The sequence below is a fragment of the Arthrobacter sp. KNU40 genome, assembly GCF_051515115.1.
Classification (GTDB): domain Bacteria; phylum Actinomycetota; class Actinomycetes; order Actinomycetales; family Micrococcaceae; genus Arthrobacter.
The window spans coordinates 905,317-926,492 of sequence record NZ_CP195850.1 but is presented as its reverse complement, the minus strand read 5'-3'; the positions used below and the strand labels follow the sequence as shown (position 1 = coordinate 926,492).

Here is a 21,176-nt window from a genome sequence, read left to right as displayed (position 1 = left end):
AGAGTGCGCGAATGAATTAGTGCGAATGACTTAATACTGCGAATGACTAAATACATGGATAGCAGCAGGCGCTGACAGTATTAGTCCCTCAACTCTACGAAATCCGTTGCCTCAGCGAAATATCGATAGCCGAATATCATCCTTGCGGCGTAGCTGAGCCGCCGCAGCGCTTCCAAACTCGCTGCAGCGGCTCCCGCCACACATTCCGGGGCGGCTGCCCGCCGGCGCTTAGCCCGCGTGCCGCCCGGTTTCCCCTGCCCTCGAGGCGTCGCCGGCAAGGAGCAGCAAGGCAGCCCTTTCCTGGCGACGGCGTTCACGCTTGAGTTCCTTGCGCAGCGCGGACAACTCCTCGGCGATCCGGGACTGCTCGACGGCGGTGGCAAGTTGTTCTTGCACGCGCACCTGGAGCTCGCGCTGCGCCTTGCTCAGCTGAAGCTGTTGTTCGGCCAGCAGCCGTTGGGTGCGGGCAAGCTGGTCCTGGACCTCGCGCAGTCCCGCGGCAGGATCAGGCCGTTCCTGCGTCAGGATCCGGGCAAACTCAAGGTCCAGGTCATCGTGCTCCTTCTCGGCCGCCGCACGGGCGCGGCTGACCCCCAAGGGGGTGCCGCCGTCGTCGGTCGCTTGGGCAAATTCAGCGGATTCGATAACCGGCAGCGCGGAGGTGTCCAGCGTCATGGCGGCCTCGCCGGAGGCGTTTGCCAGCAGTTCCTTCGCTGGCGTCGCGTCCACGGTCTTCCGCAGCGGAACTTCCTTGATGAACAGCACGGCGATGAACGCGACCAGGGCAATGACTGCGGAGATCAGGAAGATCTGGGCGGTCGCGTCGCCATAGGCTGCACGCATGATGTTGCGGATCGGGGCGGGCAAGTCCGTCAGGTCCATGCTCGCGTTGCTGGAGCCGCCGCTGACCGGGATGTGTGCCGCAGCGAGGCCTTGGGTCGCAAGGTCCTTGACGTGGGTCGCCATGATGGCGCCGAGCACCGAAACGCCGATCGCACCGCCGACGGAGCGGAAGAATGCCACAGACGCGCTGGCCGTGCCGATGTCCTGGGCGCGGACGGTGTTCTGGACCGCGAGGACCAGGTTCTGCATGAGCAAGCCAAGGCCCAGGCCGAAGATGGCGGTGTAGCAGCAGGTGATCCACAGCTCAGTGGTGTGGTCGATGGTGCCGGTGAAGGCAAGGCCGCCGGCCAGCAACACGGTGCCTGCCAGGAGGAAACGCTTCCATTTGCCGAAGCGGCTGATGAGCTGGCCGGATGCCACCGAACCCAAGAGGTTGCCCGCAATCATGGGAAGCGTCAGGAGGCCGGCCTCGGTGGGAGTGGCGCCGCGGGCTACCTGGAAGTACTGGCCAAGGAACGTGGAGGAGCTGAACATCGCGATACCGACGGCCACGGAGGCCAGGATCGCCAAAGCGGTGGTGCGCTGGGAGATGATCTTCAGCGGGATGATGGGCTGGGCCACCTTCGATTCGACCAGTACCAGCAGTGCCAGCAGAAGTACGCCGCCGCCAACCATGAGGGCGGACTGCCAGGAGATCCAGTCGTAGTAGTCCGGGTTGCCGGCGAAGGAAACCCAGATCAGGAGCAGGCTGACGCCCGAGGTCAGCAGGATGGAGCCGAGCCAGTCGATCTTGGCCGGGCGCTTGATGTGCTGGATCTTGAGGGTCACCTGGAGCAGGATGAGCGCGACGACGGCGAGCGGCACGCAGACGAAAAACGTCCAGCGCCAGCCGAGCGGGCTGTCAACGATGAAGCCGCCGAGGAGCGGGCCGCCTGCGGTACCGACCGCCATGACTGCGCCCATGTAGCCCGAATACTTGCCACGGTCACGCGGCGGAATCATGGTGCCGATGATCGCTTGGGCCAGTGCGGTGAGGCCGCCCAAGGCGATGCCCTGGATGACGCGGGCGGTCAGCAGGAAGGGAATGCTCATTGAGAACCCGGCCATGACGGAGCCGGCCACGAAGATCACGATGCTCAGCTGGACCAGGAGCTTCTTGTCGAAGAGGTCGGCGAGCTTGCCCCAGATGGGCGTGGTGGCGGCGTTGGCCAGCAGTGCGGCGGTGATGACCCACGCGAAGTCCGTTTGCGTGCCGTGGAGATCGGACATGATGGTCGGCAGCGCGTTGGCCACGATGGTGCTGCTCAGGATAGCGGTGAAGAATGCCGCGAGGAGGCCCGTCAAGGCTTCCATGATCTGGCGGTGCGTCATGGGCGCTGATGACGCCGGCACCGCCGTCGAACGTTCTTGTATTCGGGTTGCCATTGCTGCTGCTCCTAAGCTGTGTGGTTCGAGTGGTGGGAGCCGGCCGCCGTTGCCCGGACTGAGTGGTTGAGTGATGTGGTCAATTTCTCCAGGACCTGCCCTGCCTCCAGGGCGTCTTCCTCGCTCCACTCGGCGAGGTAGGCCCGTAAGTTGAGGCTGCGCTGTTCTTCGAAGTCCCGGACCTTCTCAATCCCGGATTCGGACAGGGCCACCAATTGTGCGCGCCCGTCGGCGGGATCGGGCCGCCGGACCACCAAACCGAGTTCCTCCAGTTCGGCGATGTGCCTGCTGAGCACCGGGGGGCTGACGCCGAGTCGGGATGCGAGCTTCGTGGCCCGGGACTCCCCCTCGCCGATGAAGCGCATGACACCCTGCAGGGCGAACCCGACGTCGGCATCTTTCGCGATGTTCGCGGTCACGATGCAACGCAACACCCGCTGCAGATCGAAAATCTGATGGACGAGTTCGGTTGCTGTGCTCGATGCGACAGCCATGGAAGACACCTCACTTTTGTTTGCCTAAAGCAACTATACGCCAAACTGATTGCTTTGGGAAACTAATGATGTGTGAGGTGCGTTAAACACCAAGCGCGAACTGGCAGGTAATGCCCTTATCTTTCGAAAAAGGGGTCATTATCTGCCAGCTCGCGCTGGGGGTTTGGAGGGTCCGGAGTGTCAGTCGCCCAGGTGCGTGGGGCCGAACATCTTCAGGAGGGTTTCAACCACGACGACGTTGGGGCCGTCCGCGGCGAAGCTTTCCTTGAGCGCGTCCCCGACGTCGTCCGGGTCCACCCTGCGGGCGGGGACACCGAAGGCCTCGGCGAGCTTGACGAAGTCCGGGCGGGCGAGCTCGGTTGCCGTGGCCTTGCCGAAGGCACCCACCATGTATTCACGCAGGATGCCGTAGCCGCCGTCGTCCACGATCAGCCACGTGACCGGGACGTTGTGCTGTTTGGCGGTGGCCAGCTCGGAAATCGAATACATGGAGGATCCATCACCTGAGACGGCCAGCACGCGACTCGGTTTGCCCACCGTTTCCAGTCCCACGGCACCGCCGATAGCCGCCGGGAAGCCATAGCCGAGGCCGCCGGCGCCCTGGGCCGAGTGGAACTGGCCCTCGCGGGAATCCCAGCAGCTCCATCCCCAGTACGCGGAGATCGTCATGTCCCAGAAGGTCTGCATGTCCGCCGGAACGGCTTCGCGGATATCGGCCATGAACTTCAGTTCCTTGCCGAGGTCCTGCTCTTCAAGGCGAGCCTTGACCTTCGCGAGGGACTCCTTGACGAGGTCTTCGGGCGTGGTGCCGTGCCAGTCCGGTACCGCCGCCGTCGCAGACAAGGCCTCATCCAAGGCAGAGTCGAGCGCGGCAAGGGCCTGGCCGGCGTCGGCACGGATGCCCAGGCCGGGCCGGTTGGACTCCAGGACCCTCGGTTCGGCGTCGATCTGGATGATGCGACCGCGCGGCTCGAAGGTGAAGTAATTGGACGTCACCTCGCCCAGGGAGGAACCAATGACGATCAGCACGTCGGCATCCTCGAGGACGTCCGTCATGTGGCGGTCTTCGATCCAGGACTGCAGGGACAGCTCGTGGGTCCACGGGAACGCTCCGTTGCCACCGGGCGTGCAAATCACCGGGGCCCGGAGTTTCTCGGCGATCGACAGGAGCGACTTCTCGGCCCGGCCACGGCGCGTGCCGCCGCCGGCGATGATGGCTGGACGCTCCGCCGTCGAGAGCCATTTGACGGCTTCCCGGATCAGCTCCACACGCGGCGGGTTATCGGCGGCTTCGGCGAGGGCGTCCTCCACCGGAGGGACCATGATCGGGTCCAGGAGCACGTTCTGCGGAATCTCGATCCACACCGGACCCTGCGGCGAGGAAATGGCCTCGGTCCAGGCATCCTGGATAGCCGAGGGAATCCCGGAAGCGTGCTGGATGAGGCGCTGGCTCTTGGTGACGTTCGCGGCCGAGGCCTTCTGGTCATCGAGCTGGTGGAGCATACCTTTCCGGCGCGCCCCCAGACCTTCCAAGGGGATCTGGCTCGCCACGACCACCATAGGCACGCCGCTCGCATACGCTTCCTGCAAGCCGGCCAGGGACGTCAACGCGCCCGGACCGGTGGACAGGAACAGCACGCCGACTTCGCCCGTGGCACGGGAATACCCGTCCGCGGCGAAAGCCGAGTTGTTCTCCACGCGGGAGGACACGAAGTGCAGATTGCCGCGGCCCATGGCGTCGAAGAGGCCCAGGGCGTGCTGGCCGGGGATCCCGAAGACCGTCTTCGCACCGAGCGCCTCGAGGGTCTCGACGACGAGGTCCCCACCGTTGCGCTGGTCCGTCACTTCGTGACCGCCGCGGCGAAACCGGCCGGGCGCCGGGATTCCTGGCCAAGGGCCTGTGCGGCGTAGCCGTTCGGGGCGCCGTGGCGGTTGCCTTCGACTGCGTTGTCCGCCATGAGGGTGACGAGTTCGTAGGCAACGTGGCTGGCCGCGACACCCGTGATCTCAGCGTGGTCATACGCCGGAGCGACCTCGACGATGTCTGCGCCCACGAGGTTCAGGCCACGGAAACCGCGGATGATTTCGAGGAGCTCGCGGCTGGTGATGCCGCCGGCTTCAGGCGTACCGGTTCCCGGGGCGTGGGCCGGATCCAGGACGTCGATGTCCACGGAAATGTACAGCGGACGGTTCCCGATGCGGTCCCGTATCTTGGCCACGGTTTCGAGGACGCCCTGGTAGTAGACGTCCGCCGAGGTGACGATGCCAAAGCCGAAGCGGTGGTCGTCGTCGAGGTCCTTCTTGCCGTAAAGCGGGCCGCGGGTACCGACGTGGCTGATGGCCTCGGTGTCCAGGATGCCCTCTTCGACAGCACGGCGGAACGGGGTGCCGTGCGTGTACTCGGCGCCGAAGTAGGTGTCCCAGGTGTCCAGGTGGGCGTCGAAGTGCAGCATGGCAACGGGCTCGGCGGCGCGTTCGGCAGCGGCGCGGAGCAGCGGCAGGGCGATGGTGTGGTCACCACCGAGCGTCACGAGCTTGCTTCCATTGGCGGTCAGGTCCAGCGCGTTCTGCTGGATGGTCTCGATGGCCTCGTTGATGTTGAACGGGTTCACGGCCATGTCGCCGGCGTCGGCAACCTGGATGTTCTCGAACGGGCTGACGTCCCAGGCCGGGTTGTACGGGCGCAGCAAACGGCTGGCTTCACGCACATGGTTGGCACCGAAGCGCGCGCCGGGGCGGTAGGAAACGCCGGAGTCGAAGGGGACGCCGACCACCGTGACATCGGCCTTGGAAACCTGGTCCAGTCGCGGCAAGCGGGCATAGGTGGCAGCACCGGCATAGCGCGGGATTCGGGCCGAATCAATGGGACCAAGGTTGCCGTTGGCCTCAATACGAAGCTCTTCCAAAATGCGCCACTCCTTTGTGAATAGGTGGATCGGACAGTGACTGTGACACCAATCATACACTCAAAGTTGCCTTATATGCATCACTTGTTTACGACAACAAAAACCACCAAACTCCCCACGACAAGACCGGGCCGGGCTCCCCCCAGAGCCCGGCCCAGCTTGTCACTCCATGCTCCCTCGCGGGTTACTTGCTCCCGAAGGGCGTCACTTGGAAGTCTCCGAATGACACTTGATGGCCTTCCGAGTCCAGCACAACGAGGCTGTCCATTCCGTTTTTGACATCGTTGGGCAACGCGAAGGAAAGGGTGTTCTGCTGCGTGGGGAAGAACCAGCCCAGACGGTATCCACGCTTGTTCAGGTAGACGTAGTACCACTTGCCATACTCGACGTTGTGGACCGTCACGGTTTGTCCAGTGCGGTACTTTTCCGCCCCGAGCCCCAAGTCCAGCGGCGCATTCGTGCCGATGAGATCCTGGGCAGCCAGGGCAGGCTGCGTGCCGGGCATTGCCGGCTTGACCTTCAGCGCGACCGTTTGCCCCGCCAATTGAAGGGACGCAACCTTGGCACCATTGCTGGCACTGACCGGGATGGTGATTGCCGGGAGTTGCTTGGCCGCGATGTCGGCGTCGGTCACGGTGTAGGTGGAGGTGAGGTTGACCGACTCACCCACGGCAAGGGTTGGTTTGGACAATCCAATGGCCGCAGCCGAAAGGCCCGTCAACGCCACATTGCCGCTGTTGGTCACGCTGTAGGCAAAGGTCACTGTATCGCCCGGACCGGCAAACCCGTCCCCGTCCACATCGTTGAACGTGGGCACCACCGATCCGCTCAACTGGGGATTGCGGACCAGCAGGTCCACTTCGTCACCCGTCACCGTGTAGTTCTGGGTGGCAGCCCCAGTGCCTGTTACCTGCCAGACGGCGCGGGGGACGAAGAATCCTTGCGCCACTTCGTCCGAAGTCACGGTGTGCTGCGGGGTGCCGCAAAGGTAATTGCCCCACACGCCAAGGGAGCTGAACCGGCAGTTGCCCGAACCCGGCGGGAGGAACGGCTGGAAGTTGCCCGACTGCGGGACAACGGATTCCGTGACATTGCCCGTGCTGTACACCCGGAACTTGTAGGGCACCGCGCTGCCCGCGGCGTACGGCTTGGTTGCCAGGTCCCTTCCGGCATCATTGCGGGTGCCGAAAATGTAGGCTCCCACGACGTTGCTCGCTGAACCGCCCGTCACCGTCACCGACACGGGTGCGGTAATCGATGCCGCACCGACGTTCAACCTTGCGGTCAGGGGTACCGAACCCGCCTTGGCGTACGACGGCGCCGTGACAGTCAGCTCGACAGTCGCCGAGGCGCCCGGATCGAGGGAGGCGAGCTGCGCCGTCGTCGACGTCCAATCCTGCAAGGCGTCGAGGCTGACGGTCGAAGCGGGAAGCGGCGAACCGTCCTTGTTGGTGACGGTCACGCTGAGTTGCGTGCTGCCACCGTTCGTGACGGTGGCAGCACCGGGGACGACGACGGCGGCAACCGGGCTCAGCCAGGCAGCGTCGAATTTCCCGAAGGTGATGGTATTGCTATCGCCTTCGTACAGGACGCCGAAAGTACCGTCCGACAGGGCGCTCAACGTGGAGTAGGACATGCTTCCGGGCTTGAAGACGCGCGAGGAACCCCACGTCTTGCCGTCGTCGGCGGAGTAGCGGACCGTGCCGTCCACGCGTGCGCCGCCGGCGGTGGGTGTGGGCGAGTTGGAGAAGAGCAGCTTCCTGGCATCCGCCGATCCCGCAGCCGCCTCCGGATACATCCGGGTGATCGAGCCGTTGTTGCGCGGATCCGGGAGCTGCGTCTCGGCAACCGGTGTGCTGTACGTGACACCGCCGTCGGAGGAATATGCCACCTTGCGGAAATGCGGGTTGGCGCCGCTGCTGTCCCGCGAGTTCAACATGACGCGGCCATCGGAGAGTTCCACCGTCTTGTTCTCATCCATGCCTGTTCCGGTGGGCGTACCCATGTTCCACGACTTGCCGTGGTCATCGGAGTAGACACTGTAGGCCTGGATCTGGCGGCTCCCATCGGGCTGGACGATGGTTCCGGCAAATTGTTGGATGAGCCTGCCCGCATGAACTCCGTACTTGAGCTGAATGCCCTCACCCGAGGAGGCGAACATGCTGACCACGCCGCCGACATTGGCGACCCCGTTGACGGTGCTGCCGTTTGGCTTGACCGTACTGGTGACCAGCGGACCCGCGAACCCGGCGTAGGCCGAACCCGCCGGGTAGCTGGACGGAACAGGCAGGGTGGGCTGATTGGACGGATCCGTGGACCACGTGAGTCCGCGGTCGGTGGAGACGGACACTTGCGAGCTGATCACATTGAGGTCGGAATCGTCATTGCCGAGCACGCTGCCCGCGAATCCCTGGTTCTTGGAGTAGACGTGGAAGTTGAATACCGTCCCGCTGACCTTATCCACGACGTAGCTGGGGTCGCTGAAACCGTATTTCTGCACGCCCGCCGAACCCATCTGTCCCCGGGCGATGAAGGTGGGACTGCCCCACGTCTTTCCGCCGTCGGTGCTGCGCCGCTGGACGATGGAGTTGGCAGAAGGAGAATCGCCCCCATCGGGACGGCCGTCGTAGGAAGCCAGGAGGACTCCGTCGCCCAAATCCGCGAGCGCGACGATTCGGTAGTACTTGCCCAGGACGGGATCGATGGCGTTGTCACCGTTGGAAGCGAGGACCTGCTCGGCGTAGTTTCCCGGAGGGCTGGAGGGAACGTTGGGACTCGGGAACGGATCCAACGCGGCATAGGCGGGCAAGACGGTTGACGTCACGAGAACTGCGGCAGCTGCCATGGAGACGGCAAGTCTGCCCCGGCTCCATCCCGACCGCCTCCTGACCCTGTCACTGAGTAGCGGGTTATTCATGCGTAGCCCTTTCGTATTTTGGTCACATCCAACATAGGACGTTCTATATGCTACGTGATGCCGCTCACATACCAAATGCTTGAATGCGTCTTTCCTGGAAGTGACCCGCCTCACATGCGGCGTAAAGATTCCATAAAGAAGGGCATCCGATCTCCGGCCCACCCGTACGCTCCATCTGGAGCAGCTTCCAAGCTGCGCGAAAGGACCCATGTGACAACGCTGACCAGGCCACCTGCCGAACCCTCTGACAGGCCCAAACCCGCGGGCGACATCAAACAGGGGCAATTCAAGCGATGGCTGCTCGACGGAATGCCAGAGACGTCCGGAAAGCGCCAAGGTCCGCACGGCAAACCGGACCAGGACCACACGCCGCAGGCTTGGTGGAAAGTCATGTGCCTCACCGGCGTCGACTACTTCTCCACCCTCGGCTACCAGCCCGCCATTGCGGCGCTCGCGGCCGGTATCGTCTCGCCGCTCGCCACGATCGTCCTGGTCGCCGTCACCTTGCTCGGCGCGCTGCCGGTCTACCGCCGGGTCGCCGCCGAAAGCGCACGCGGCGAAGGCTCCATCGCGATGCTCGAGCGGCTCCTCCCCCGCTGGGGCGGCAAACTCTTCGTGCTCGCCTTGCTGGGATTCGCCGCCACGGACTTCATGATCACCATGACCCTCTCCGCCGCCGATGCCAGCGCCCACGCCATCGAAAACCCCTTCGCCCCGGAATGGCTCCACGGCCAGGAAATCACCATCACCCTGGCGCTCATCGCCGGACTTGGCGTGGTGTTCCTCAGGGGATTCAAGGAGGCCATCAACGTCGCCGTCGTGCTGGTGGGCGTTTATCTAGTGCTGAACGCCGTCGTCGTCGCGGTCGGCTTGGCGCACGTGGTGACCGAGGCGCATGTGGTGACCGATTGGTGGGCAGCGCTGAACCAGCAGCACGGAAACCCGTTGATCATGGTGGGCATCGCGCTCCTGGTCTTCCCCAAACTTGCCTTGGGCCTCTCAGGGTTCGAGACCGGCGTCGCGGTCATGCCACAGATCAAGGGCAGCCCGAGCGACACGGAGGAAAATCCGGCGGGCCGCATCCGCGGCACCCACAAACTGCTCACGACGGCGGCACTCATCATGAGTGCCTTCCTGGTGGCCTCGAGTTTCATCACCACGTTCCTGATTCCGGCCGCCGAATTCCAGCCGGGAGGGAAGGCAGACGGGCGAGCCCTCGCATTCCTTGCGCACCAGTTCCTGGGCGACGGCTTCGGCACGGTCTATGACATCAGCACCATTGCCATCCTGTGGTTTGCGGGCGCCTCTGCCATGGCCGGCCTGCTGAACCTCGTGCCGCGCTATTTGCCGCGCTTCGGCATGGCCCCCGCATGGACCAAAGCCGTCCGCCCGCTGGTCCTGGTCTTCACCGCAGTTGGATTCATCATCACGTTGGTCTTCGAAGCAAACGTGGAGGCCCAAGGCGGCGCCTACGCCACCGGCGTCCTGGTCCTCATGACCTCGGCCTCGATCGCAGTCACCCTGTCCGCCCGCCGGAAGAAGCAGAAGGCCAAGTCCATCGCTTTCGGTGCGGTGGCGGTCGTCTTCGCCTACACCACCGTGGCCAATGTGGTGGAACGCCCGGACGGCATCAGGATAGCGGCCCTGTTCATCCTTGGCATTGTCCTGGTGAGCTTCGCGTCGCGCATACGCCGGTCCTTTGAGCTGCGGGCTACGCACATCAAGATGGACCAGATGGCACTTGAGTTCACGGCCTCCAACGAGGAAGGCCCTATCCGGATCATCGCGCACGAACCCAAGCGGCTCAGCGCCGACCGGTACGAATTGAAGCTGCAGCACGCCCAGCAAGCCAACCACTTGCCGGTAGACAGCCACGCGATCTTCATCGAGATCATCGTGGATGACAGCTCCGACTTCGAGCAGGAACTCCTCGTGGAAGGCAAGGTCCGGCACGGCTTCAAGATCCTGGAGATCCACAGCAACAACGTGCCCAACACACTCGCGGCGGTGCTCCTCCACATCCGGGACGTCACGGGACTCATGCCGCATATCTATTTCCGCTGGACCGAAGGCAACCCCATCGCCAACCTGAGCAAGTTCCTTTTCTTCGGCGAAGGCGAGATCGCCCCGGTAACCCGCGAAGTGCTGCGCGAAGCCGAACCAGACATCACGCGCAGGCCCTGGGTGCACGTGGGCTGAACATGGCAGTGTGGGTGCCGCTCCTCATGGAGCGGCACCCACACAGTGTTTTCCAGGCGATCGCCCTAGCTGATCGCAGACGCGCCGCGCTCCCCTGTCCGGACTCGCACCGCCTGGGAGACCTCGATGGTCCAGATCTTGCCGTCCCCGAATTGGCCGGTACTGGCGCCGGAGATGATGGCGTCCACTATTCCGTCCACCAGCTCGTCCGTCGCCAGGACCTCCACCCGGATTTTGGGAAGGAGATCGGAGTTGTATTCCGCGCCCCGGTACACCTCGATGTAGCCCCGTTGTTGGCCATATCCGTTCGCTTGGCTCACGGTCATCCCGTTGACTCCAAAGCGTTCCAGGGCTTCCCGGACCTCGTCGATCCGCTCCGGCCTCACGATGGCCGTAACCAGTTTCACGTCGACGCCTTGCTGCGCATCCGATCTGTTTTCCCGTTAGAGCTAGCTTCTGGTTCACCGCTGGAACCCGACGGAGTTTTGCCGTTCTGTGGTTCTCCGGGATTGAAGGATCCGCCGACCATGGCCAACTCGTAGGCTGTTTCCGCGTGCTCCGTGATGTCGATGCCCGCCAGCTCTTCGTGCTCCTTGACGCGCATGCCCACAGTCTTGTGGATGGCCAGCCCGATGAGCGTCGTCATGATCGCCGTCCACGCGGTGACCACCAGCGCCGTCAATATTTGGGGCCAGAACTGGGTCAGGCCGCCGCCGTAGAAAAGACCGCCCTCAGTCTTTGCCGAGGGTACGGCGAAGAATCCGAGGGACAGGGTCCCCCACAGGCCGCCGACAAAGTGGACGGCAACAACGTCCAAGGAATCGTCCAGGCCGATCTTGAACTTCAGTCCGATGGCCAGCGCGCAGATGGCACCGGCGATGACGCCGATGACGATCGCGCCAATCGGATCCACGAATCCACAGGCCGGGGTGACTGCCACCAAGCCCGCGACGGCGCCGGATGCGGCGCCGAGGGACGTCGCGTGGCCGTCGCGGAGCCTTTCGACAAGCAGCCAGCCAAGGAGCGCTGCGCTTGTGGCCAGGAGGGTATTTGTCCAGGCGAGCGCTGCGATTCCATCAGCGGCCAGTTCCGAACCGGCGTTGAAGCCGAACCAGCCGAACCACAGCAGGCCTGCCCCGAGCATCACGAAGGGGAGGTTGTGCGGCCGGATGTTGGGATCTTTCATGAATCCGAGCCGTTTGCCGAGCACGACTGCCAGCATCAGCCCGGCCATGCCCGCATTCATGTGGACGACGGTGCCACCGGCAAAGTCGAGGGCTGAGATCTTGCTGCCGATGATCCCGGTGGAACCGAAGAGCCCGCCGCCCCAGACCCAGTGGGCGATGGGAGCGTAGACGATAGTCACCCAAAGGCCGGCAAACAGCAGCCATGGGCCAAACCTGACACGTTCAGCCACAGCGCCGCTGATCAGCGCGACAGTGATGATGGCGAACGTGGCTTGGAATCCTATGAAGACCATGTCCGGCAGCCCTGGGGCTTTCCCGCCAATGACGCTGGCCAGTCCGCTGAGTCCGAAGTTCGCGAAGGGATCTCCGATGAAGCCGCCCAGGGTATCCGGGCCGAACGCGAGTCCGTAGCCCCACAGGGCCCAGACCACCGCGACCACGCCGATGGCACCGAAGCTCATCATCATGATGTTGAGGACGGACTTCATCCTGACCAGGCCGCCGTAGAAGAACGCCAAACCTGGCGTCATGAGTAGAACGAGGGCGGAAGCTGCAAGCATCCAGGCTGTTGCGCCGGGATCGAGGGTCTGGGGGTTCACATCCAGCCCTACGCTGAAGAATACTGGGTTCATTTCGGGAGCCTTCCTGCATATACGGCGCTCCATGGCGCCCGCACGGCGAGACCATTTTTAAAACGAACAGGTCCTGGTACCTCACGGGTTACCGACCTTGACAAGTTGCGTTGACTCGAACGTACAGTCGGCCTGTTTCAGCCTTCGGCACGGCTCATTTCAGGCACGTAACACCAAAGGCCCCAGGGTTAAATCCGGAAGTCAGTCATGTTTCAGGCGTGTTACACGCCGCGTGTCGGCCTCGTACGCCGGGTGGCCAAGGCGCCAGCGTCAGCGGCTGGCTGCCGGCACCAGGATCCAGAGAACCTCGACGGGCTCGTCCGTCGGATTGACCCAGGTGTGCGGCTCGCGGCCCGGGAAGGACAGCGTGTCTCCTTCTTCGAGCTCGTACTCCTCGTTGGTGAGGATCAATTTGATCCGGCCCTTGACGACGTGCAGGACATCGACGTCACAATCGACGGCGTAAAGCTCGGCTTCTCCGCGGCCGCGTGGCTCGATGGAGGCCTGCAGGATCTGCAACCTCCGTTCCGATCGGGCAGTCAGGAGCCGCTCCACGATTCCCTGGCCACCGAGCGAAATCCTCGGCCCGTCGTCGCGCCGGGTCAGGTGTGTCTCCGGTGCGGCGAAAAGGTCTCCGATGGACACTGAGAGAACTTGGCAAAGCGTCACAAGGGAAGCGACCGACGGCGATGTCAGGTCACGCTCCACACGGCTCAGGAACCCTTTGGTGAGGCCAGTGGCGTCGGCAACCTGCTCGATGGTGAGCCGCTGCGATTGGCGGGCGGCGCGGATTCTGGAACCGATGGCAACGGGGACATTGCTCGGTTCAACGGGGAGAGCCTTCATTCACGAACCTTTCAGGCCGTTTATGCGGCCCTGTCATTGCAGCAATAGTAGCCGGATCGCCCGCGTGGCAGGGCCTTTGGCTAGCCGGAGGGCCGCCGATGAGTCCGCTGTGCAAGACAGCGTCTTGACTGTTACTCGCATCACTACGTATCCTCATAGGCAACAAGTGTTGTTTGTGAGGCATACATCACAGACTACTCTCCCCAATCACCAGCGCAGAGACCTTCCGCAACCCCGCGCGAACCCAGCGGACCGGCGTCGGAATCCCCCAGAGCTCTGCGCATCACTTTCAGGAGCCAACCGTGGACTCTTCGTTCATCAATATTGCGATCGTGGTGGTGTATTTGCTTGCCATGCTGGCCTTCGGCTGGTGGGGCAAGTCGCGCACCAAGAACAACAGCGACTTCCTGGTGGCAGGACGCCGCCTCGGTCCGATGCTCTACACCGGCACCATGGCCGCCGTCGTCCTCGGCGGCGCATCGACGGTTGGCGGCGTCGGTCTCGGCTACAAGTTCGGTGTCTCCGGCATGTGGCTGGTGGTCGCGATCGGTTCGGGCGTGCTCCTCCTGAGCCTGCTTTTCGCCGGCACCATCCAGCGACTGAAGATCTACACGGTCTCCCAGATGCTGAGCCTGCGCTACGGCCAGCGAGCCACGCAGACCTCCGGCATCGTCATGCTGGCCTACACACTCATGCTGTGCGCCACGTCCACTGGTGCCTACGCCACCATCTTCGTTGTCCTCTTCGGCTGGGAGCGCTGGCTTGCCATCGCCGTCGGCGGCGCAATCGTCCTCGTCTACTCCACCATCGGCGGCATGTGGTCCATCACCCTCGCCGACCAGGTGCAGTTCATCATCAAGACGGTAGGCATCTTCTTCCTCATGCTCCCGTTCGTCCTCAACGCCGCCGGCGGCTTCGACGGCATCCGTGCCCGCGTTGACGCCAGCTTCTTCCAGTTGGACGGCATCGGAGCGCAGACCATCATCACGTACTTCGTGGTCTACACCCTGGGCCTCCTGATCGGCCAGGACATCTGGCAGCGCGTCTTCACCGCCAAGACCCCCAAGGTGGCCCGTTGGGGCGGCGCCACTGCCGGCATCTACTGCGTCCTGTACGGCGTCGCCGGAGCTTTGATCGGCCTTGCCGCCCGCGTGGCCCTGCCCAATATCGACGTCAAGGCCCTCGGCAAAGACGTTGTCTACGCCGAGGTAGCCACCCACATCCTGCCGATCGGCATCGGCGGCCTCGTCATGGCCGCGGCAGTCGCGGCCATGATGTCCACCGCTTCCGGGGCCCTCATCGCCGCAGCCACCGTTGCCCGCGCCGACGTAGTCCCGTTCGTGGCCAGCTGGTTCGGCAAGACAATCAACACCGACGACACCGAAAACCCCGAGCACGACGTCAAGGCCAACCGGTACTGGGTCCTTGGCCTGGGCATCGTTGCCGTGCTGATCTCGATGGCGGCGCAAGACGTCGTGGTAGCCCTGACCATCGCCTACGACATCCTCGTGGGTGGACTCCTGGTTGCCATCCTGGGCGGGCTGGTCTGGAAGCGCGGCACCGGTATTGCCGCGGCCTGGTCCATGGCGGTCGGGTCCGTACTGACGCTGGGCCTGCTGATCGCCTACGCCACGGGAATCATCCCCAGCGAAGACGGCGTCTACGCCAACGATCCCATCTACTGGGGCCTCGGCGCCTCGCTCGTGGTCTACGTTGTGGTCTCCCTGCTGACCCCGCCAACCGAACCCGCGGTCCGCGAAGCTTGGGACCGCCGCGTTGCCGGAGCAGCCGTGGAGGAGCTCCCCTTGGAAGCCCACCCGGTGGCCAGCCACTAAGCTTCACAGAATCAAGTACGACGGCGGCGCCGCACCTTCTCCTCGAGGGTGCGGCGCCGCTGCCTTTTGGAACCATTTCTACCGAGCCTTAATACCGGGCCGCGATTGTACCGTTCCATGTACAGTAGGAAGAGCTTCAAGAGATGTGGTGCCAAGCTCCGACTTGCCACACGCCAACCCCATGTTCGCGGGTGGTTCGGATGAAGAAGCGGCCCGGCTCGGACCAGAGACAACCGAACGGGCAAGAGCAACTCCACAGGAGAAGGCCATGCCTTTCGAAAACGGCGCCACCGCCGACCGCACCACCCAGTCCGGCACCCTGTTGTTGCCCCGCCCCCGGCGGGTGGACGAGTTCGTCCGGGTGATTCCCGGCGTCGACCTGTCCCAAGGCTCCATCACGTTCGTGGTGGACGGGAACTTGGAACGCTATTGGCATCATGAGCCGCGGCTCATCACCGAAGCGCTCTCAAAGGCGGTCCAGCCCGCCCGCTGGTTCCCGGCGACACGGAAACTCACCCTTACGGTGGCGGCAACCGGGCACCGGGCAGGCGTGCAGAGGCACTTCATCCTGAGCGCGTTTTAGCCGCCCGGGTTTAGCACCTCGGGTTCAGCGGAGCCCGGGGCTACTCGATCTCTTCAGCCTCACGGTGTTCGTCGGCATCGAGGGCAACCGGCCGCTCGTCGTCGTCAAGAACCTCGGATTGGTCGTCCCAGTCCTCGTCCACCGCCAGGTCCTCGTTGTAGTCATAGGCGGGATCGGCCTCGACCGTGGGACGGTCGGGGTGGCGGGCGTGGGTCTCGGTGCTGTCCATGGTGCAACCTCCGTTCGACGTGCCGCTGAGCCCATCGCACAGGCATAGGAGGCAGCCGTCCAGCGCTACCCCGCCAATTCGTGGACCCTGTCCATCCATCCCAGCACTGCCCCCTGCCGTGGTCAAGGCTTCCCGGGAGCCTCCCGTTTTTGAGGGGGACCTAAATTCTCCAGTGAGGATTACCGGCCGAAAAACCGCGGAAATTGGCGATAGAGTGGAGCCGCAATGAGGCGATGAAGCCCGCCCCAGCAACCCAGGAGTCCCGGTGCAACCGCACACAAAACCCTCGCATCCAGACAACTCGCATCCAGATAATCCGCAGGACTCAAGCAGTCCATCGCAGGACGTAGCAGCCCCCAAGGCTCCCCCGTCGTCGTCGGACATCAAGCGCTGGCGGCAGTACTTGGCGGATGAGCGAGCCGAGGCCGCCGTTTACCGCCAACTGGCGCAGCGCCGCGACGGCGAGGAACGCGAAATCCTTTTGGCCCTCGCAGAGGCTGAAGGCCGCCATGAGGCACACTGGCTCAAGCTCCTCGGCGAACATGCCGGTATGCCGAAGGCGGCCTCGGTCCGAAGCCAAATGCTCGGCTTCCTGGCCCGGAACTTCGGATCGGTGTTCGTGCTGGCCCTCGCCCAACGGGCTGAAGGCCGCTCGCCTTACGCGAAGGATCCGGCAGCGACCCGCGCCATGGCGGCCGACGAACAGATCCACGAAGAAGTAGTCCGCGGCCTGGCGACGCGCGGCCGCAACAGGTTGTCCGGCACGTTCCGCGCGGCCGTATTCGGCGCCAACGACGGCCTTGTCAGCAACCTTTCACTCGTAATGGGCATGGCGGCCACCGGCGTTCCCGCCACCGTGGTCCTGTTCAGCGGCATCGCAGGCCTGCTGGCGGGCGCCTTGTCCATGGGTGCCGGCGAGTATGTCTCGGTGCGCTCGCAACTCGAGCTCCTCAAGGCCACCCGCCCCACCCAGGCCACGCTCACCGCAGCCCCTGCGCTGGACATCGAGCACAATGAGCTGGTCTTGGTGTATCTGGCCCGGGGCATGTCCCGAGAAGCCGCCGAACACCGGGCCGCCGAACGCATGGGCCTCTACAGCTGCGATTGCGATCCCAGCCTCTCGCTCCAACCCGAAGTGGAAGAAACCGTCAACGAGCACGAGGCCGTAGGCTCCGCCTGGGGTGCCGCGATCTCGAGCTTCTGCTTCTTCGCTTCGGGCGCCATCGTGCCCATCCTGCCGTTCATCTTCGGCATGACGGGCTTCGCGGCGCTTGCTGTGGCCGGTACGCTGGTGGGCATCGCGCTTCTGTCGACCGGCGCCGTCGTCGGCTTGTTGTCCGGAACCTCGCCGCTGACCCGCGGCCTCCGGCAGCTCGCCATCGGGCTCGGTGCGGCCGCGGCAACGTATGGGCTGGGACTCGTCTTCGGCGCAGTCATCGGTTAGTAGCGCCGGCCCGACGGGGCGCCGGTGCAGGGACTTGGGGGAAGACTTGCATTCAAACTACGGTTACGACGGCGGTCCGCCGCCCAAGCGCCCCAGTACCGTTCTGGCGCTGTTCCGAAACTTGATGGTGGTGGCAGTCGTCGCTGCCGTAGCCGTCCTGGTCAGTGGATTCCTCCGCGGCGGCCCCGGGATCACCGGCTTGCTTCCAAACCGGACCCCTTCTGCCCATGCCACGGCAAGCAGCCCCGGGCAGGACGGGGCTCCCGGGCAGGCACCACAAAAAGCGGCCCGTGCGCCGGATACCCCACCACCTGGACTGGAGGAAGCCGGGCAGCCGCTCGGCTCCCCCGCGAAGCCTGCGGTAGCCAGCAGCTCCTACAAGTTCCTGGCCACCAACGCCGACGGCACCCCAGTTGGCTACTCTCCGTGCCGGCCATTGCACTACGTGGTCAACGCAGCCCTCGCCCCGGCCGGATCCGAGGGGCTCATCGCCGACGCCATCGCCAAGATCGCCGCCGCCACCGGCCTCAAATTCGTTGACGACGGCCCCAGCACGGAAAACCCCTCCGAGAAGCGCAAGCCCTACCAGCCCGCGCTCTATGGAGATCGTTGGGCACCGCTGTTGATTTCCTGGACCACGCCCGAGGCGGCTCCGGGGTTGGCAGGAACCGTCATCGGAACCGGAGGCAGCACCATGTACAGCTTCGGCACCGGACCCAAGAGCTACGTCTCCGGAAGCCTGGACCTCGACGCCCCGCAAATCACGGAACTGCTGGGTGTCCCCGGGGGTGCCCATTATGTCTCCGCCGTGATTCAACACGAACTTGGCCACGTGGTGGGCCTTGACCACGTTGAGGATCCCATCGAGCTCATGTACCCGGAGATCGGTGCCCCGGATGGCTTGGCAGCCGGAGACCTGAACGGACTCTACAAACTCCACACGGCCCCGTGCCGCACCGACCTGTAGCCCGGTTCACCTGCAGCTCCGCCCAGCCCAACTAGCTCGCATTAGATGTCGTTTTGAGCCGTGATAACGACAACAACTGCGAGCTAGTTGGGTGGGGATAGGCCTAGTTGGGGGCGGGCTGTAAGACGCGGGCAGGCTTGAAGCTGGCTCCTGCGCCTGGGTAGGAGGGGATCTCGATCCGGCCGTGGCTGTGGATCTCGTTGACCGTGGCCTTGGTGTGTTCGGCGATCCGCTCCAAGGTGGTCACCCACATCCCGTCCATGGCCTTCACTCGTTCGATCAGCCGCTCCAAGGCAACGGCCTTGGATGGACGGCCGGAGATGAACGGGTGGTTGGTCAAGACGAAGCAACTGCCTTGGGCGTGGTGGGCTTCGGCTTCGAGGGTCCACATCTCCAAGACCTTGGCCGGGCTCTCGATGACGCCGCTTCCTGTTACTCCCGGGTAGAACGCGTATTGTTCCCAATCGTCCAGGGCCCAATCGACCGGGATCTCCACAATGTCCCGTGAATCGCTATCCCCTGAATTACCCGGGGCAACCGCCATGCGGTAGGGGGCATCGCCGTCGAGCAGGCTTGAATCGTAGAGGAAGCCACGGTCCGCTAGCAGTGCCGGCGAGTGCCAGTTCAGCTCCCACCACGGTGCCCTGTAGCCGACCGGCCTGACCCCGGCTACCTTCGCGAGGGCTTCGAGCCCGCGGTCCAGGTAGTTGGCCTCGGTGGCGGCATCGATTCCCTGCATCGGTTCGTGCAAGTAGCCGTGGTGGGCCACTTCATGGCCGCCGTCGACGATCCGCCGCACCACATCGGGGTAGCTTTCCGCCGTGAACCCCGGGATGAAGAAGGTTCCCTGGATCTCTTGTCGCTCGAGGATCTTCAGGAGCCGCGGAACAGCGACCCTCGGGCCGTAGGACTGGTGGCTCATGAGCGACATGCGCCTGGTGCTTGTGGGATCGTGCGCAATGGTGCACGATTCGGCGTCGACGTCGAACGTGAACGACGCCGCCGCCTTGAAGTTTTCGGGCCACGTGATCGCGTGGGCCTCGTCGGGGAAAGCGTTGGTGGTCATCGGGTGTCCTTTCAGTCGTTGACCAGATTGGCGACGGCGTCTTCCGCAAGCGGCTGCGACGTCGCGGCCGCGGAGGAAACTGCGGCTGAGGACGGCAGCGGAAGGTATCGGGCATGAACCCGTGGGCCCAGTGCGCCGTAAACCGCCGCGGCAACGAGCCCGCCTGCCAGCCAGGACAAGTCGATCCCGCCCATGGCCGTGGCGATGGGGCCCTGCATGATCGGCAGGACGCCGTACATGAACAGCCACGTGGCGAAGATTCCTACCAAAAGCGCGGTGATCCCGGCCCAGTTGACTGCCGGGAGCCGACGTGTGCCCACGGGGTCGAAGAGTCGATCGACTGCGACAGGGCTACGCTTGTCCACCCAGAAGTAGTGCACCAGCATGATGCCTCCCCACGCGGCTACCCACGCCACGAGGCCGCCGAGCCACGTGCTCAATGTTGACGCGAAATCCTCCTGCAGGATGAAGAACACGACGCCGACCAGGGCCAGGAGCCCGACAAAGAGGTTCAAGGAACGACGCTTGGCCTTGATGTCCAATGCCTGGGCGGCCACCGAAAAGGTATAGATATTCAGGATGTTCGTCGCGATGGGACCGTGCAGCACCAGGAACAGGACCGGGATGGCCAGGACGCCGAAGTTGTCGACGATGAGGTGGCCGGGATCGGCCGTGCCGCTCTTCGTTGCCAGGCTGGCGCCGAGGATGCCGAGCCACACTACCGGGAGGAACTGGCCGAATACCGAGGCCAGGTAGACCTTGTGCTTGGGGACGGACTTGCTGACGAAACGTGAATAGTCCGCTGCGTAAGTGAACCACGTGATCCCCCAGCCGATGCCGATGACCGTCATCACGGTGGTCATGGCCGCGATCCGCGCGCCGCCTTCAAGGACAGCACCGGGAGGGCCCGCGTAGCCCCAGTCGATATTCATGCCGAACCAGGCCACGGCCGACATGGCGATCAGCACCACGATGGTGGGCGGGACGGTCCACTTTTCAAAAGCCGCGATGGCCTTGTAGCCGAACCAGGCGATCGTGACCTGGGCGGACATGATCAGGAAAGCCACCACGATCTTGGGGCCCACGTTGGGCTGCTCCGGATCGACCATGCCGAGCTTGCCAAGGAGTGCCATCACCAGGTCCAGGATGATCCAGGTGTTGACGGCGCACCAACCGATTCCGAGCAGTGCCTGGATGGCGCTCGGAAGGTAGTTGCCGCGGCGGCCGAAGACGGCCCGGGCCAGGACCATGCCGGTAGCTCCGGTCCGTTGCCCCAGGAGGACAAACAGGCCAAAGAGTGCCATACCGATCAGGTTTCCCACCACCAGGACAGTCACGGTATCGGCAAAGCCGAGTCCGAGCTGGACGCCGAGGGCCCCAAGGACCCAGTTGATGGGGGCAAGGTTTGCGCCTGCCCAGATCCAGAATTGGCCCGCTACGCTGCGGGTACGCGCTGATTCGGGAATGGACTGCAGGTTCTGTTCGACGTCGGTCTGCGCCGTTGCAGCCCCAGGCGTCGCAGTGGATAAGTTCTCGTGCATTGGGGGATCCTCCGTGTAGGAAAGGGACTACTTCAATGTATGTGCCCCAGATCACAGCAACA

The 21,176-nt window shown here is 64.1% G+C and carries 16 protein-coding genes and 1 riboswitch; of the genes, 5 read left to right on the top strand and 11 right to left on the bottom strand.

Features of this window, described 5'->3' with window-relative positions:
- Positions 1-228: 228 nt before the first annotated feature.
- From ACSKT0_RS04395 to ACSKT0_RS04375, 5 genes are all read right to left on the bottom strand, one after another.
- Positions 229-2,268: an MFS transporter gene (locus ACSKT0_RS04395; protein WP_437772672.1), complete on the bottom strand. Its 2,040-nt coding sequence runs from the start codon at positions 2,266-2,268 to the stop codon at positions 229-231.
- 11 nt (positions 2,269-2,279) lie between these two features.
- Positions 2,280-2,762, bottom strand: a complete 483-nt coding sequence (locus ACSKT0_RS04390) for a MarR family winged helix-turn-helix transcriptional regulator (RefSeq protein ID WP_078106157.1) — start codon at positions 2,760-2,762, stop codon at positions 2,280-2,282.
- A 180-nt stretch (positions 2,763-2,942) separates the two neighbouring features.
- Positions 2,943-4,607: a thiamine pyrophosphate-binding protein gene (locus tag ACSKT0_RS04385; RefSeq protein ID WP_437772671.1), complete on the bottom strand. Its 1,665-nt coding sequence runs from the start codon at positions 4,605-4,607 to the stop codon at positions 2,943-2,945.
- Positions 4,604-5,668: an agmatinase gene (gene speB / locus ACSKT0_RS04380; RefSeq protein WP_437772670.1), complete on the bottom strand. Its 1,065-nt coding sequence runs from the start codon at positions 5,666-5,668 to the stop codon at positions 4,604-4,606. Before speB ends, ACSKT0_RS04385 begins: the two co-directional genes overlap by 4 nt.
- A 184-nt stretch (positions 5,669-5,852) precedes the next feature.
- Positions 5,853-8,513 (bottom strand): exo-alpha-sialidase, encoded by a 2,661-nt coding sequence (locus tag ACSKT0_RS04375; protein ID WP_437772669.1) that lies wholly within the window; start codon positions 8,511-8,513, stop codon positions 5,853-5,855.
- 282 nt (positions 8,514-8,795) lie between these two features.
- Between ACSKT0_RS04375 and ACSKT0_RS04370 the strand changes: the two genes are divergently transcribed.
- The gene (locus tag ACSKT0_RS04370) at positions 8,796-10,784 is read left to right on the top strand and encodes an amino acid transporter (RefSeq protein ID WP_437772668.1); all 1,989 of its coding nucleotides are present in this window, start codon (positions 8,796-8,798) and stop codon (positions 10,782-10,784) included.
- 65 nt (positions 10,785-10,849) lie between these two features.
- Here ACSKT0_RS04370 and ACSKT0_RS04365 read toward each other — a convergent pair whose 3' ends face one another.
- The 3 genes from ACSKT0_RS04365 to ACSKT0_RS04355 all read right to left on the bottom strand — a co-directional run bounded on the left by ACSKT0_RS04365 (position 10,850) and on the right by ACSKT0_RS04355 (position 13,449).
- Complete coding sequence (locus ACSKT0_RS04365; RefSeq protein WP_345447857.1) at positions 10,850-11,191, bottom strand: P-II family nitrogen regulator; 342 nt, start codon at positions 11,189-11,191, stop codon at positions 10,850-10,852.
- Positions 11,188-12,603: an ammonium transporter gene (locus ACSKT0_RS04360; protein WP_437772667.1), complete on the bottom strand. Its 1,416-nt coding sequence runs from the start codon at positions 12,601-12,603 to the stop codon at positions 11,188-11,190. Before ACSKT0_RS04360 ends, ACSKT0_RS04365 begins: the two co-directional genes overlap by 4 nt.
- Positions 12,604-12,873: 270 nt before the next feature.
- On the bottom strand, positions 12,874-13,449 hold the full coding sequence (locus tag ACSKT0_RS04355; protein WP_059388136.1) for a helix-turn-helix domain-containing protein: 576 nt from the start codon (positions 13,447-13,449) through the stop codon (positions 12,874-12,876).
- A gap of 302 nt (positions 13,450-13,751) precedes the next feature.
- Here ACSKT0_RS04355 and ACSKT0_RS04350 point away from each other — a divergent pair, with 302 nt between their 5' ends.
- Positions 13,752-15,284, top strand: coding sequence for a sodium:solute symporter (locus ACSKT0_RS04350; RefSeq protein ID WP_437772666.1), 1,533 nt, complete (start codon positions 13,752-13,754; stop codon positions 15,282-15,284).
- A 134-nt stretch (positions 15,285-15,418) separates the two neighbouring features.
- Positions 15,419-15,538, top strand: a riboswitch (SAM riboswitch).
- A 14-nt stretch (positions 15,539-15,552) separates the two neighbouring features.
- A complete protein-coding gene (locus ACSKT0_RS04345; RefSeq protein ID WP_437772665.1) occupies positions 15,553-15,867 on the top strand; it encodes a hypothetical protein in 315 nt (104 codons plus the stop codon).
- A 40-nt stretch (positions 15,868-15,907) separates the two neighbouring features.
- On the opposite strand, the gene ACSKT0_RS04340 is transcribed toward ACSKT0_RS04345, so the two are convergent.
- Entirely contained in the window at positions 15,908-16,096 is a 189-nt protein-coding gene (locus ACSKT0_RS04340) for a hypothetical protein (RefSeq protein WP_437772664.1), read from the bottom strand.
- A gap of 265 nt (positions 16,097-16,361) precedes the next feature.
- On the opposite strand from ACSKT0_RS04340, the gene ACSKT0_RS04335 reads away from it, so the two are divergent.
- Positions 16,362-17,540: a VIT1/CCC1 transporter family protein gene (locus ACSKT0_RS04335; RefSeq protein WP_437772663.1), complete on the top strand. Its 1,179-nt coding sequence runs from the start codon at positions 16,362-16,364 to the stop codon at positions 17,538-17,540.
- Positions 17,541-17,664: 124 nt separating this feature from the next.
- Complete coding sequence (locus ACSKT0_RS04330) at positions 17,665-18,507, top strand: matrixin family metalloprotease (RefSeq protein WP_437773964.1); 843 nt, start codon at positions 17,665-17,667, stop codon at positions 18,505-18,507.
- Positions 18,508-18,610: 103 nt separating this feature from the next.
- Here ACSKT0_RS04330 and ACSKT0_RS04325 read toward each other — a convergent pair whose 3' ends face one another.
- Both ACSKT0_RS04325 and ACSKT0_RS04320 read right to left on the bottom strand, forming a co-directional pair.
- The gene (locus ACSKT0_RS04325) at positions 18,611-19,573 is read right to left on the bottom strand and encodes a polysaccharide deacetylase family protein (RefSeq protein WP_437772662.1); all 963 of its coding nucleotides are present in this window, start codon (positions 19,571-19,573) and stop codon (positions 18,611-18,613) included.
- Between the two features lie 11 nt (positions 19,574-19,584).
- Entirely contained in the window at positions 19,585-21,114 is a 1,530-nt protein-coding gene (locus tag ACSKT0_RS04320) for a purine-cytosine permease family protein (protein ID WP_437772661.1), read from the bottom strand.
- Positions 21,115-21,176: the final 62 nt, after the last annotated feature.